This window comes from Verrucomicrobium sp. BvORR106, assembly GCF_000739655.1.
In the GTDB taxonomy this organism is placed as follows: domain Bacteria; phylum Verrucomicrobiota; class Verrucomicrobiia; order Verrucomicrobiales; family Verrucomicrobiaceae; genus Verrucomicrobium.
Window position 1 is genome coordinate 11,931 of sequence record NZ_BATR01000098.1, and the last position, 14,060, is coordinate 25,990.

10 protein-coding genes are annotated in these 14,060 nt (G+C 59.3%); 9 read left to right on the forward strand and 1 reads right to left on the reverse strand.

Going from position 1 to position 14,060, the window contains the following annotated elements:
• Positions 1–190: 190 nt before the first annotated feature.
• The 7 genes from BV106_RS17005 (at position 191) to BV106_RS17035 (ending at position 8,234) form a co-directional block, all read left to right on the forward strand.
• Positions 191–1,933: an extracellular solute-binding protein gene (locus BV106_RS17005; RefSeq protein WP_051945974.1), complete on the forward strand. Its 1,743-nt coding sequence runs from the start codon at positions 191–193 to the stop codon at positions 1,931–1,933.
• Between the two features lie 97 nt (positions 1,934–2,030).
• Entirely contained in the window at positions 2,031–3,725 is a 1,695-nt protein-coding gene (locus BV106_RS17010; protein WP_081891836.1) for an iron ABC transporter permease, read from the forward strand.
• Between the two features lie 242 nt (positions 3,726–3,967).
• Positions 3,968–5,083 (forward strand): DNA-directed RNA polymerase subunit alpha, encoded by a 1,116-nt coding sequence (locus tag BV106_RS17015; protein ID WP_038166699.1) that lies wholly within the window; start codon positions 3,968–3,970, stop codon positions 5,081–5,083.
• A gap of 53 nt (positions 5,084–5,136) precedes the next feature.
• Positions 5,137–5,556: a 50S ribosomal protein L17 gene (rplQ, locus tag BV106_RS17020; RefSeq protein ID WP_038166701.1), complete on the forward strand. Its 420-nt coding sequence runs from the start codon at positions 5,137–5,139 to the stop codon at positions 5,554–5,556.
• A 208-nt stretch (positions 5,557–5,764) separates the two neighbouring features.
• Positions 5,765–6,409 (forward strand): hypothetical protein, encoded by a 645-nt coding sequence (locus tag BV106_RS17025; RefSeq protein WP_265595778.1) that lies wholly within the window; start codon positions 5,765–5,767, stop codon positions 6,407–6,409.
• Between the two features lie 90 nt (positions 6,410–6,499).
• Positions 6,500–6,928, forward strand: coding sequence for a hypothetical protein (locus tag BV106_RS17030; protein ID WP_038166703.1), 429 nt, complete (start codon positions 6,500–6,502; stop codon positions 6,926–6,928).
• Positions 6,929–7,055: 127 nt separating this feature from the next.
• A complete protein-coding gene (locus tag BV106_RS17035) occupies positions 7,056–8,234 on the forward strand; it encodes a hypothetical protein (RefSeq protein ID WP_265595779.1) in 1,179 nt (392 codons plus the stop codon).
• Positions 8,235–8,254: 20 nt separating this feature from the next.
• On the opposite strand, the gene BV106_RS17040 is transcribed toward BV106_RS17035, so the two are convergent.
• On the reverse strand, positions 8,255–9,337 hold the full coding sequence (locus BV106_RS17040; RefSeq protein ID WP_038166706.1) for a hypothetical protein: 1,083 nt from the start codon (positions 9,335–9,337) through the stop codon (positions 8,255–8,257).
• 580 nt (positions 9,338–9,917) lie between these two features.
• Here BV106_RS17040 and BV106_RS17050 point away from each other — a divergent pair.
• Both BV106_RS17050 and BV106_RS35760 read left to right on the forward strand, forming a co-directional pair.
• Positions 9,918–10,733, forward strand: a complete 816-nt coding sequence (locus BV106_RS17050) for a cytochrome c3 family protein (protein WP_038166709.1) — start codon at positions 9,918–9,920, stop codon at positions 10,731–10,733.
• 21 nt (positions 10,734–10,754) lie between these two features.
• Complete coding sequence (locus tag BV106_RS35760) at positions 10,755–14,054, forward strand: TAT-variant-translocated molybdopterin oxidoreductase (protein ID WP_051945975.1); 3,300 nt, start codon at positions 10,755–10,757, stop codon at positions 14,052–14,054.
• Positions 14,055–14,060: the final 6 nt, after the last annotated feature.

The following is a 14,060-nucleotide window of genomic DNA, read 5'->3' on the forward strand; positions in this document are numbered from 1 at the left end:
AGTCACTCTATGCGGAGATCTCCTCCTTTAACAAGCATGGGTATGGAAAAGAAATAATAATAGCAATAACGGACTCGTTTTGGGGGAAATAGCGGCTTTGGTCATTTTAATTTCGCATGCGACCAAATGGTTGCGTGCATGGCCCGGTGAAAAGCTTGCACACCCCCGGCAATTCAGCTTCGTTGGCGCGATGCGCGGCGTCTCCAAACCCCAACTGACAGCATTGATCGCCGCGCTCACTTCTTGGTGGGAGCGGTTTCGCCGCGTGCCTATCGTGCAGCATTGGGGGCGGGAGCTCGCTGCTGTGGGGGCCATTGTGGTGGTATTGGCGGCGCCGTTCCTTCTGAAGCCGGCGGAGGGCAGCGCTCCGCGCCAGCATGATCGTCGGCTGGTGATCTACACCCCTCACCACGAGAAGATTCGCCACGAGTTTGGTGCCGCCTTTGCCAGGAAGTGGAAGGAGGAGCGGGGCGAGACTCTCTACGTCGACTGGCGCGTGGCTGGCACCTCGGAGATCGGTCTCATGATGCGCTCCGACTACGCCGCGGCTTTTGAGCGCTATTGGACGGACTCGTTGAACCGGCCCTGGTTGCCAGAGGTGGCGACCTCGTTTGGCAATTCCAAGGTGACGCTGCCCAAGGCGGGAGAGAAGGGGCAGCTTACCCTGCAGCAGTCGGCAAGGAAGGAATTCCTGGACTCCGCCGTTGGCATCGGGGTGGATCTCTTTTTTGGCGGAGGTGCGGTGGACTATGAGTCCCAGGCTAAAGCGGGCTTTCTGGTGGCGGCGGATGCCAGTGGCCAATTCGGGCTGAAGCCAGTGATGAAAAGGCACCCGGAGTGGTTCCAGCCGCAGTCCATTCCCCAGAACCTGGGGGGCGAGAACTACTACGACAAAGAGTCCCGCTGGGTGGGGACTTGCCTCTCCAGTCTCGGCATCTGTTTCAATCGCGATGTCCTGGCCCGCCTGGGGATCGAGAAGGAACCTCTTCAATGGGAGGCCCTGGGGGATCCACGGTACTTTGGGCAGGTGGCGCTGGCGGATCCCAACAAGAGCGGGACGGTGACCAAAGCTTTCGAGCAGCTCATCCAGCAGCAGATGCAGCTGGCGATCGATGAGCGGCGTGATGACCCGAAGGCCGAGGGCGACCCGGAGAAAATCGGTCTGGAGATCGGCTGGGAGCGTGGGGTGCATCTCATTCAGCGAATCAGCGCGAACTCCCGTTACTTCACCGACAACGCCACGAAGATCCCCCTTGAGGTTTCCCAGGGAGATGCGGCCGCTGGCATGTGCATCGATTTCTATGGGTGGACGTTTGAGGATTTGGTGCGTCGGCCGGACGGGACATCCCGGATGGGGTATGTGACCCCGCTGGGCGGCACCTCGATGGGGGTGGATCCCATTGGCATGCTGCGGGGCGCGCCGGAGCCTGAGGTAGCCACGGCTTTCATGGAATTCGTGCTCAGTGATGCGGGGCAAAAGCTTTGGAATTTCAGCCCCGGTACTCCTGGCGGGCCCGTTCGCACGCCTCTACGCCGGCTGCCGGTACGTCTTGATTTCTATCAAGCCGCGAACCGGGCCTATATGACCGATCCTCATGCTGATCCGATGGAGACGTCTCGAGCCTTCACGTACCACCCGGAGTGGACGAATCACCTCTTTGGAGTGGTGCGATACTTGGTAAAGGTGATGTGCGTGGATACCCATGAGGAGCAGCGTCGTGCCTGGGAGATGTTGATCAGTCGGAATTTCCCACCGCGGGCCACTGCCGTGTTCGAAGACACCCGGTTGCTCAATTATCAGGCCGCACAGGAGCTGGCCGCCCTTCTGCAAAAGAAGGACAAGGTTCAGGAAGCCCGTAAGGCCACCGAACTCAGCGTCGCCTTCCGCAATCAATACCGACGCGCCTACCAACTGGCCAAAGACGGATTCTAGGAGTACTTCTGCGTCTTTAGCTAGTCTGTATGGGGTGCGGTACCTGGAGGCCTGGCAAGCGAACCATCACGAACCAAGCACGAAGAACTGATTCCCCATGCCTCGCTCTTTTAGTTATGTCGTGTTTGTGGTGATGGCGGTCTTTTTCGCCTGCTTCTTCCTCATGCCCATCTGGAGCACCTTGGAGGTGGCCTTTCTTGGGGGGAAGGGGCAGTTCACCTTCGACTATCTGGCGGGGATCTTTCGCAATCCCATGTATCGTGAGGGGTTGGTGAACGCCTTCATCATCGCGGTGTGGACCACGTTGGGCTGCCTGGTGCTCTCACTGCCGCTGGCGGTGTTGTTTCACCGCTTTGAGTATCCTGGAAAGAATGTCCTCAACGGAATGCTCCTGCTTCCCATGATCCTGCCGCCCTTTGTGGGGGCGGTGGGGGTGCGCGCCATGCTGGGGCAGGCCGGGGCTTTCAACAGTCTGCTAATGAAGCTGGGCCTCATGGATCCCGCCCACCCGAGAGACTGGCTGGGGGAGGGGCAGATGGTGGGCGTCATCATCATGACGACACTGCACCTCTTCCCCATTCTGTATCTCAATGTGACCGCATCGCTGGCGAATCTGGACCCTGCTCTGGATGAGGCTGCGGCGAATCTGGGGTGTGCGCCCTGGCGGCGCTTCTGGCGCATCACGCTGCCCCTCATCATGCCCGGCGTTTTTGCCGGCGGTACCATCGTCTTCATCTGGGCCTTCACGGAGCTGGGGGTGCCACTGGTTTTCGACTACACCCGGGTCACGTCCGTCCAGATCTACAACTCGTTGCGTGATCTCAGTGACAATCCCCAACCCTACGCGCTGGTGGTGGTGATGCTGCTCGCCACGGTCCTCATCTACTTGACCAGCAAGTTCCTGTTTGGCCGCAGTCATGTGCTCGGAGGGGGGCGCAATGTTGTCGCGCGGGAGCCGGTACGGCTCGCGCCCATATGGGCGTGGGGGGTGACGGCGCTTTTTGCCGGCGTCATTTTCATTGCCATGGTGCCGCATATTGGCGTCATTCTTCTTTCTCTTTCCAAGGGTTGGTACCAGTCGGTGTTCCCTGAGGGGCTGACTCTCCAGCACTACCGGGACGCGCTCAGTCATGAGATGACGCTCACCGCCGTCTCCAACAGTTTGAAGTATGCTTCGCTGGCCACCTTGCTGGATGTAGTGCTGGGGTTGGGCATTGCGTACGTGAACGTGCGTTCCCGGCTCCCGGCCCGGCACCTGCTGGATGTGATGGCCATGTTGCCGCTGGCGGTGCCAGGCATTGTTCTCGCCTTTGGCTACCTCGCCATGGCCAGGGAAGGGGAGCCCTTCCACTGGCTCATGTTGGGGGAGGATCCGGTGTTGCTCCTGGTGGTGGCGTATTCCGTGCGCCGACTGCCCTATGTGGTCAGGTCCGCCACTGCCGGCCTCCAGCAGGTGAACCCCGATCTGGAAGACGCCGCGCAGAACCTGGGGGCTCCTCCTTGGCGGGCTTTTCTCCGCGTCACCCTGCCTCTTATCACGCCGAATCTCATCGCGGGCGGTCTTCTGGCATTCGCCTTTGCCATGCTGGAGGTGGCAGATTCCATGGTGCTCGCCCAGCAGGCCAGTCACTATCCCATTACCAAGGCCATCTATCTCCTCATGCACTCCTTGGGAAATGGTCCGTATCTCTCGGCTGCCTTGGGGGTCTGGGCCATGATCTTCCTGGGTGTTACCCTCTTGGGGGCGGCTCTCGTGTTGGGGAAAAAGCTGGGATCTCTTTTTAGAGCTTAGGAGATGGTGATATTTGGCTAATCATTAGTGGTTGCGGAGTGCCGACCAACCCGTCGCGAGTAATCACAAGGCTTGGTTTTCCGACTGTCTGATCGGCTCCAAAAATATCTTGCAAGGTCGCAAACCTCGTGTTTCTTCCCCGCCCCTTGCGAGCCAGCTCATCCGCTGTTGGTCTTCGGGTTCCCTTTTCTTTGATCAGGGGATAGCTCGCCCCGAAGGCAACCCAGCTATTCTATACCACCATGTCCATCCGTCTTGCCCGCTTCGAGATGCCGAATCGCCTCGTGAAAAACGACGCGACCGCCACCGACTATTACGCCCAATTCGTTGCTGAACCCTTCGACCGTGGTTATGGCCACACGATCGGCAACAGCCTGCGCCGCGTGCTGCTTTCCTCCCTGGAAGGCGCTTCCATCACCAGCGTGCGCATCAAGGGAGCTGAACATGAGTTCACCACCCTTCCCGGCGTTCTCGAAGACGTGACCCAGATCGTTCTCAACCTGAAGAAGGTGAAGTTCCGCCACTTCGAGAACAAAGAAACCCGCCTCCTTCAGGTGTCCGTGGACAAAGAAGGCGTCGTGACCGCTGGTGACATCAAGGACGACACGAGCTATCAGGTCATCAACAAGGATCAGGTCATCTGTACCCTTGATCGCAAGGGCAAATTTGAAGCTGAGCTCGAAGTCAAAGTGGGCCGCGGTTTCGCCACCAACGAAGACAACAAGCGTCCGGACATGCCGATCGGCGTGATCCCGATCGACTCCATCTTCTCCCCCGTGACTCGCGTGAAGTACGGCGTGGAAGCCACTCGCGTGGGCCAGAACACCGACTACGACAAGCTTCTCATCGACGTCTGGACCGACGGCCGCATCACCCCTCAGGACGCTCTGCTTCAGTCCTCCGCGATCCTTCGCAAGCACCTTGATGTGTTCGTCAACTATGACGACAACCAGGTCGAGTTCGAAGTGGCTCCGGAAGCTCAGAGCGAGGAAAACCTGGAGCTGCGCAAGCTGCTCAACATGTCCGTCAACGAGATCGAGCTCTCCGTCCGCGCTGCGAACTGCCTCAACAACGCGAACATCACCAGCGTGGGCCAGCTCGCGATGAAGAGCGAGGCCGAGATGCTTCGCTACCGCAACTTCGGCAAAAAGTCCCTCACCGAGATCAAGGAAAAGCTCTCCGAGCTGGGCCTTACTCTCGGCATGAAGCTCGACCCGTCGCTGCTTGAGCCGCTGCCTGGTGGCGTCTCCATGCTGCGCGCCGGTGGCTTCCGCCGTGACGATGACGATGAGGCCGATGCCGACAGCTTCTCCCGATTGATCAGCGCCAACCTGGGCGATGATGACGATGAGGAATAATCGCCTGCGCCCCGCCCAAGGTAAGGTTAATTGACTAACAGGAAATTGAGACAATGAGACATCAACGCAAAACCGTTAAACTGCAGCGCAAGGCGAGCCATCGCGATGCATTGCTGAAGAACCTCTGCAAGAGCCTGATCGAGCACCGCCGCATTCGCACGACCCTCGCCAAGGCCAAGGCCCTGCGCCCTGTGGTGGAAAAGCTTGTCACCCTTGGCAAGCGCGACACCGTGCACGCCCGCCGTCAGGCTTTCGCCGTGCTTCGTAGCAAGAACCTTGTCAGCAAGCTCTTCGGTGAGATCGCCGTGGCTTCCAAGGAGCGTCAGGGTGGTTACACCCGCATCACGAAGCTCGGCCAGCGCCAGAGCGACTCCGCTCCGATGGCTTTCATCGAGTGGGTTGATGCCTTCGCCCCTGCAGCCGCTGCTGCTTCCGTCAAGGAAGTGGAAGCCGAAGTGGTCGGTAAGGAGTAAGATCGTTTAGCACGATTGATTCAATTTCAGGAACGCGGGAGCCGCTTGGTTTCCGCGTTCCTTTTGTTGTGTCTGGTGGCCTGGGTTTGCGCTTGCGCTTGCGGGTTGAAGAATGATGTGGTGGGATTTTCTCCTGATGCGCATGGGGACCTTATCAACGCGGCAGTTTTCCCGTCTGATTTTGCGACGTCCTCTGCATGCCGTCTGTATGCGTAGAGTGGCGCAGGGTGTGGTGGCCTGTCTTTTGGCCATCCTCGTGCTGAAGGCGGGTGAGATGGATCCCACCCAGTATTGGGAGACAAGAGATGGCGTCTCTTACGTGGTAGCCACCAACAAGGGCGGGGAGTCTGGCTACATGGCTGTGGTGATTCCCACCGAGGATTGGGTCTCCTCTGGTCGTGAAGCTCCGGCTGGAGCGGTGAAGATTGATGCCGAAACGGTCTCGTCTTACCTGTACTTCCATCCTTCCGAGTTTCCCCGCGAAAAGGGGGAGTTCCCGAGTGAGGAGGCTATTGAGTTTGAGCGAAATAGACGAGAGAAGGCGTACTTTGAGGCCTGCAAGAAAGCTGGCTTGGTTCTTCCCCGGGATGACAAGCAGACCATCATGCTATTTGAGGTCGGCACGGTCGCGATCCGGGTGGATCGAGTGATCAAGGGGGCGGTGACCCAGGGGCAGCAATTGATCCTCAAGTGGAATCGACCGTATCGCAAGTCGTGCCCCCCTTTCACGCCGCCGGATAGCGGGCAGTATTTGTACCAGCTTGTCTTGGCTCAAGATGGGAAGACGGTCGCTTTCTTCGATGGGTGTGAGGTGGCTTATCTTCCCCGTTTGGAGGCCAAGCTGTCTCGTTGAGGTTGAAGTTGAATGGGGGGGCTCTTCACATCTCGCGTGACATTTGTCCGCCGGAATGTGATTTTATGGAAAAACAGCCCCCGATCACAGATGACTGAAACCAATCCCAACTTGCTCGACCCCAAGGATGCAGAACACCTCAAGCTTCTCGCGATTTTTCACTACGTCGCGGCAGGGCTGGCGTTCGCGGGGCTGGCATTCATGTTCATACACTTCCTCTTCTTCAAGATGATGATGTCCGATCCGGCCATGCTCAGCGGAGCCAAAGGCGGCCCTCCGCCGCAAGCAATCTTCACCTTCATGAAGGTTGTCTATGCAGGGATGGGGCTCTTCTTTGTGGCGTATGCGGTCGGCAACCTTCTCTCGGCCAAGTATCTAAAGCAGAGGCGGCATCGCATGTTTTCTTACGTGATGGCCGCGCTCAACTGCCTGCACATTCCCATCGGTACCACGCTGGGGGTGTTCACGATCATCGTTCTTTCGCGTGATTCAGTGCTGAAGGCGTACGGAGACGCCTGAGGTCTCGGAGCGGTGCGCCAAGGGGGGTGCTCAGGTGCGTGAGTAGAATTCGGTGGGGACGCGGCACGAGAAATCTACGTTTCACAGCGTTGAATGGCTTGGTGTCGATTACCACCGAGCTCCCGCCATGCGATTTGCCCCACTTTTTCCCCTCTTGTTGGTCGTCATCTCTTTGTCGTCTCGCCTGAGCAACGCTGCCGATCCACACTCGTCGGATCATGGCTGGCAAAAGCAGGGGCTGATGTTCAAGATGGAGCCCGGGGTGCTGGTGCAGAACTTTACCAGCCCGGCGGAACCTCTGCAAGATGGGCGTTGGCGCATCTGGTGCAGCCTTTCAGGAGCGCAGCGGAACAAGAATCTAGCTTTCGCGGAAGGGCGGCCCGGTGGCGACTGGAAGGTGACGGAGGCGGTGCTCTCGCCTGGTGCTCCGGATCTCAGTGCTCCCTTTGCCATTGGTGGCGTGCCGGAGGGGTGGCATCTGGTTCAGGGGGTGCATGTAAAGCTCCCTCAGGGAGGGGAACGTCTTTACTTCTGGGCCCATGGCGAAGGGGTGGTGCGATACGTAGCAGCGGACCGCATGAGTGACGCCGGGGATCATTACCGGATCGTCAATGCAGGGGCACCCTGCCTCTATCACCCTGCTGATCGGGCGGTGGGTGGCCCGGCCGCTCTTGAGGCGGAGTTGCTGAGGTGGGCCAAAAAGGTGGCCGCTCCATTGGAGGGGGAGGCCCTCGCTTCTGGGAAGCTGATCTCAAACGACGCCACCAATGTCTATGTCCTGCCTGACGGCACTTTTGAGATGTACACGGTTGGGCTGGTTCAAATCCCGAAAGAGGATCCCCGATTCCAACCCCAGGACAACATTCCCGGCTTGCTGCGGGTTATTGACCGCTTGACCAGCAAGGATGGTCTGAAATGGGGCAATCGGCAGCGGGTGATCGAGCCTGACGAGAAAGATCCGGTCGATCAGCAGTTTTACTTCCTCTCCGTCACTCACACGGATGCTGGGCGGGTGGGGGTACTGGGCCATTATCGACTGGGAGCACAGACGATCGATCTGGAGCGATGCTCTTCCGCGGACGGTATCAGGTGGGAGCGAATGGCCCGTGAACCCTGGATCTCACGGGGTGGGGAGGGGAGTTTGGATGGTTACCTCCTTCATGCGCCCCATGCGATGGTGCGGCGTGAGGGGAAGTGGTGGCTCTTTTACACCGGTGGGAATTTTAGCCACAACCGTAAGCTCTCCTATGGGCCAGAACATCGGGGCATCTTCCTGGCGACTCGCCCAGATTTGGCTGAGCCCTAATCAGCAACGGCGGGATGCGGTTATGGTCCCGACTCCGGAGAGGGGGCGGATTGAATCAGGTGCCCCTTTTTGAAGTTCATCCTTCCCGCCTCTGTTTTATCCGGGTGATAATCGATCATTGGACCGTCGTAGGCGTGATCTTTGAGGGTTGCCGTCCGGTGCGGATCGCTTTCAGGGGTGATCCATCGGTAGGTCCAGGCTCCCTTTCCTAAATAGATGAGCTCCGCTTTGTTCCCGGGTCGGATGAGTTGCTCGTAGGTGCCCAGGGCGAGTTTCCCGGAGAGTATTTTGCTGTTCGCCGCTCCCAGCCGGGAGATTCGTGCGATCTCCCTCCGGTCCTTGAAGAACAAGGTTATCGGGAGGGCGAAGTTGCTCAGGCTGACATAGGTGAGGCCGGCTGCGCGGGGGCGGGAGTCTACGAAGTTGAATGCACTCGTCTCGACCCAGAGAATGGCTTTGGCAGGGTCAGCTTCAGCGTACACAAAAGCGAAACGGTCGTACCAAGCCCGGGTCAGTCGCCGCTCCTCAGGGGGCCAGTGAGCATTGATGAGGGATCGCTCGCGGGCAGAGACTGAAAGATCAGGTTCACCATAAGCTTTCTGAATCGCCAGTAGAGAAGGGTGGGTGGGGCTCACGGGTACCTGAGGGGGTGGAGCGGGCTGGGGCTGGTCGCCGGTCATCAGGCGATCCCGCAGCGTTGCGGTGAGAGCTCTGATTCGATCCTCGGCATATGGTCGGTCGAAAAATTGGGGGTCGAGCAGGATTTGTCCTCCACGGGTGCGGAGGACGGCCGCGTCTTCCGCTGCGCTGGCTGGACGGAGTCGCAGGGTGGACTCAATGGTGGAAGGATTCCAGGGTGTCGCCTCGTTGTCTCGCTGCCAGCGGGTGAAGTGAATCACTGCCCGAAGGAGAGCGGGTGAGTCGTCGGCCTGGTTTTTGACGAACCAAATGAGGTGTTCCTCCCCGGGCGTAAACCGTTTGTAGCGAATGGATTGGAGAAAGAGGGAGTGTCCCGCAGGAGTGGTGGGGGAGATGTAGGCGCGGTCGCCGGCAAAATAGCCCTCGTCGTTGTCCTTCTCCTCCTGGCCCGCCTGGTCTGCCACTCGAATGCAACCAAATTGGCACCAGGAATCGGGAAGGCTTAGAGCCCAAACCAGGTCAAGGTAAGGGGTTCTGGGTGCCCGGAATCTCACCGCTGACCCCAGTCGTCCGTCGGGTAAGACAAACGCGGCGTTGCGAAGATTGGCCTCGAATTGACGAGGGGGATCCGAGCCTTCCGTCACTGAAACCTCCGGGAACTCCTTCGCCCGGGCTTGGAAAAGTTCGGGAAACAGCTTCCACGGCGCGGAGGCCTTGGCCCCCTCTTCCTGAGATCCCGAAAGGGTGGGGGAGAGCGTGAGGCATGAGAGCAAAAGGATGCCCGGATATTGCGAAAACCTGCTCATGGCGGCCGATGGCTGGCCGCCTCATCCTACAGAGCCAGAAGGAGATTGAGAAGCAACTTCTCCAAGGGATCTCCCTCCGGCATAAAAGCTGCGCCATGGGCCGCCACAGGCTGTTCGCAGGGACATCAGGGGCTGCCAAAAAGTTCAAAATTCTTCATTTCCATTCTTGCAAACAACTGCCAGCATCCTACAATGAATCCCCTTGTGAAATTTTTCACAAGCGCAGACTCTGAACCTTATGGGCAATTTTTTTCCTCGCTGGACCAACTGGGTGCCGTTGAAGATTGCGGTGTGCCTTGGATTTGTACTGGTGGGCGTGGCCGTTGGTGCCTCCTACTATTTCACTCCCAAGTACACCCGGGTAGGCTATGAGCCGACGCAACCCGTGGCATTTTCTCACAAACAGCACGTGGGGGAGCTCGGGCTCGACTGTCGCTACTGTCACTCCTACGTGGAGCAGTCCAGCCACTCGAACGTGCCCACCAACCAGACCTGCTACAACTGTCACGGTCCGGACAAGGGGCAGGTGAAGAAGGACAGCCCGAAGCTGGCCAAGGTTCGTGAAGCCAACATCACCGGCCAGCCCATCGAGTGGGTCAAGGTGCACAAGGCCCCTGACTACGTTTACTTCAACCACAGCGTGCACGTGAACCGCGGCGTTTCCTGCGTCAGCTGCCACGGCAAGATCAATGAGATGGAAGTGGTGAAGCACGCTGAGCCGCAGAGCATGGGCTGGTGCCTTGACTGCCACCGTGAGCCGGAGAAGAACCTCCGCCCCCTCGACCAGATCACCAATCTCAACTACAAGCCCGAGCAGCTCAACCGTGATGCCTTCTATCAGGGTCTCGCTGACAAGGGTGCCAAGTTCGAAGACCTCGGCAAGACGGTCCTCAACGGCAAACCGGCGGAGAAGCTCCCCGCCGACCTGAACGCTCTCGTGGCCCTCGCCACGGATACCTACGGCCCAACGGTCACGCAGCAGGAGGTCGGCAGCCAGCTCAAGCACAACTGGCGCATCCATGCTCCCGAGGATTGCACCACCTGTCACCGCTAACCTTTCGCGCCAAGTCCACGCATGAAACGCATCTGGCAACATCCTGAAGTCAAGTCTGAGCGTCGCTACTGGCGCAGTCTTGGTGAGTTCTCCGGCACGCCGGAGTTCACCGAGAAACTGGGCCGCGAGTTTGATCCTTCGATCAGCCTTGAGTCGCCTGAAGAGCGCGAGAACTCGCGTCGTGATTTCATGAAGATCATGGGCGGCATCGCCGCCGTGGCCGGTTTGGCAAGCTGCCGCCGTCCCCAGCAGAAGATCCTTCCTTTCACCAAGCACGTGGAATGGATCGTGCCGGGCAAGTCGCTGCTTTACGCGACCGTGATGCCCCGCCCGTACGGCTCGACCCCGGTGGTGGCCGTGACCCACGAAGGTCGCCCGACTCACCTTCAAGGCAACCCGCTGCATCCGACCAACGGTGGTCTGGATATCTTCGCCCAGGCTTCCGTGCTGGACCTCTACAGTGAGTCCCGCGTCAAGAAAGTCGTCGGCAAAGGTGCTCCGACCTCCTGGAGCAAGTTCGAGCGAGAACTGCGCGGATGGTGGGAACACAGCTGGTCCAAGAATGGCGGCGAAGGTCTCGCCCTCCTCCTGAGCCCCAGCACCTCGCCCACTCGCGGCAGCCTCCTGGCGGACTTCGCCAAGACCTATCCCAAGGCTGCTGTTTACAGCTACGCTCCTGTCAGCCGGACCAACGAGCTCAATGCCGTGAAGGCCCTCTTCGGTGAAGGCGTGTCCCTGCTTCCGAACTACGCGGCGGCAAAGATTGTCTTCTCCTTGGACGCAGACTTCCTGGGCGTGGACTCCACCACGGAGTTCCACACCAAGTCCTTCATGAAGAACCGTGGTCCTGAGAAGGGCACGGACGGCATGAGCCGTCTTTATGTGATGGAGAACCGCTACACCCTCACGGGTGGCATTTCTGACCATCGCAAGCCGACCGCGGCCAGCCTCATTCCTGCCGCGGCTGCCGTGCTGGCGCAGGAAGTGGCCAAGTTCACCAAGGACAGTGCTCTGCAACAGGCTGCCGCTCCGTTGGCGCAAGGCCTGAGCGACAACCACAAGCAGTGGATCGCGGTTGCGGCCGAAGATCTTTTCGCGAACCTCGGCAAATCGATCGTGGTTGCCGGTTCCGGTCAGAGCGAAGCGGTGCACGCCCTCGTGCTCGCGATCAATGACTCTCTCAAGGCATTTGGTTCGGTGATCGACACTGTGACCGTCCCGGTGGACAAGTCCGGCAGCATCGAGCAGCTCACCACTGACCTCACGGCCAAGAAGGTGAAGCAGCTCTTCATTCTTGCCGACACCGATCCGGTCTATGACGCCGTCGGTTTCGCTGAAGCCGCCAAGGCCAGCGAGGCGAAGATCGCGACTCTGGCTCTCCGGGCCAACCACACGGCGAAGCACTCCCATTGGATTCTCCCTGCCGCCCACTACCTGGAAGCATGGGATGACGTTCGCTCTGCCGAGGGCGTGTATTCCGTGGTGCAGCCGATGATTCAGCCACTCTTTGACGGTGCCTCCGTCAACGACATCCTGCTCGCACTCTTGGGTCGTAAGCACCCGGGCCCCGCCCGCGCGAAAGCGGTGGAGCCTTCGAAAGATCCCGCTGCTCCCGTGCCCGCTCCGGTCTTTGAAGTGGACCCCGCCTACGTGGCCGTGAAGGAAAGCTTCACAAAGACTGCAGGTGCTTGGGATGAAGAGAAGTGGAATCATGCATTGCGTGACGGATTCCTTCCGAAGACATTTTATCCGAAGGCGAAGGTTTCCCTGAACCGCGGTGCAGTGGCAGGTCTGGTGGCGAAGGCTCCCAAGCTCTCCGCTCCGACTGAGCAGGCTCTGGAAATCGTCCTGGCCCCTGATGCCAGCGTCTATGACGGTCGCTACATCGACAACGCCTGGTTGCAGGAAGCTCCGGATCCAATCACGAAGCTGACGTGGGACAACGCCGCTTGGTTGAGCCCGCGCACCTTCAAGCGCCTTGGCCTCAAGACCGAAGGTGACTTCATCGAAGTCAAGGTAGGGGACAAGACCCTCAAGATCGCCGCGATCGCCTGCCCGGGCCATGCGCATGATTCCGTGACCATCCCGCTTGGCTACGGCCAAAAGGTGACCACCTACGTGGGCAAGGGAACTGGCTTCAACGCCTACCCGCTGCGCTCCGCCAACACTGACTACATCATCAGTGGCGCTGCGGTCGCCAAGGTGGAGGGCAACTACGAGCTCGCCATCACGCAGGAGACTTACACGATGGAAGCCCGCTCGCAGGTGCGCGAAGCGACGCTCGAGACCTTCCAGAAGGACGAGCATTTCGCCTCCCACCAGGGCATGGATTCTCACATCCCGCCGGAGATGAGCATCTACAAGGGACGTATCGGCGTGAAGTCCGAGGAGAACCCTAACGGCTTCGACTACGAGAACATCCCGCAGTGGGGGATGGTGATCGACCTCTCCAAGTGCCTTGGCTGCTCCGCATGTATCGTGGCCTGCCAGAGTGAAAACAACATTCCCGTCGTGGGCAAGGACCAGGTTCGCAAGGGCCGCGTCATGCAGTGGATCCGCATGGACCGCTACTTCGCCACCCCGGACAATGTGGACACCGACCCGACTCTGGAAGACTTGGACAACCCGGAAATGGTGAGCCAGCCGGTGTCCTGCCAGCAGTGCGAATCCGCTCCGTGTGAGACGGTCTGTCCCGTGAACGCCACCGTTCACACTGAAGACGGCCTCAACGCCATGGCGTACAACCGCTGCATCGGTACCCGCTACTGCGCCAACAACTGTCCGTACACCGCCCGTCGCTTCAACTTCTTCGATTACAACAAGCGCAACCCGCTGATCGAAACCAAGGTGTTGGGTCTTAAGACGAACAACATCTACGCTGGCCCGCTCGGTGAGAAGAAGCCCCAGGAAATGGAGCAGCTTCAGAAGAACCCGAACGTCACCGTTCGTATGCGTGGTGTGATCGAGAAGTGCACGTACTGCGTGCAGCGTCTCGAAGAGGCCAAGATCAACCAGCGCCGCATTGCCCGCGATGACTCGAGCAAGCTGATGGTGAAGAGCGAGAGCCTCAAGGTGGCCTGCCAGGCCTCCTGTGCCGCCGACGCCATCGTCTTCGGCAACTTGGCCGACAAAGACGGTCCGGTGGCGAAGATGAAAGAACATCCGCGCAACTACCAGGTGCTCAAGTACCTCGGCACCCGCCCGCGCACCAGCTACCTGGCTAGGATTCGCAATGTGAATCCCCAGATGGCGAAGTTGGAGCTCGAAAAAGACCGCACGGTGCCGACGGGTACCTCCAGCAGCATGGAACGCTCATTCTAATTTGTC

What these genes read in the sequence shown, in the direction of transcription:
- BV106_RS17030 (WP_038166703.1), top strand. Translation starts at nt 6,500, where the DNA reads ATGACTGAAACCAATCCCAACTTGCTCGACCCCAAGGATGCAGAACAC.
- BV106_RS17005 (WP_051945974.1), top strand. Translation starts at nt 191, where the DNA reads ATGCGCGGCGTCTCCAAACCCCAACTGACAGCATTGATCGCCGCGCTC.
- BV106_RS17035 (WP_265595779.1), top strand. Translation starts at nt 7,056, where the DNA reads ATGCGATTTGCCCCACTTTTTCCCCTCTTGTTGGTCGTCATCTCTTTG.
- rplQ (WP_038166701.1), top strand. Translation starts at nt 5,137, where the DNA reads ATGAGACATCAACGCAAAACCGTTAAACTGCAGCGCAAGGCGAGCCAT.
- BV106_RS17025 (WP_265595778.1), top strand. Translation starts at nt 5,765, where the DNA reads ATGCGTAGAGTGGCGCAGGGTGTGGTGGCCTGTCTTTTGGCCATCCTC.
- BV106_RS17010 (WP_081891836.1), top strand. Translation starts at nt 2,031, where the DNA reads ATGCCTCGCTCTTTTAGTTATGTCGTGTTTGTGGTGATGGCGGTCTTT.
- BV106_RS17015 (WP_038166699.1), top strand. Translation starts at nt 3,968, where the DNA reads ATGTCCATCCGTCTTGCCCGCTTCGAGATGCCGAATCGCCTCGTGAAA.
- BV106_RS35760 (WP_051945975.1), top strand. Translation starts at nt 10,755, where the DNA reads ATGAAACGCATCTGGCAACATCCTGAAGTCAAGTCTGAGCGTCGCTAC.
- BV106_RS17050 (WP_038166709.1), top strand. Translation starts at nt 9,918, where the DNA reads ATGGGCAATTTTTTTCCTCGCTGGACCAACTGGGTGCCGTTGAAGATT.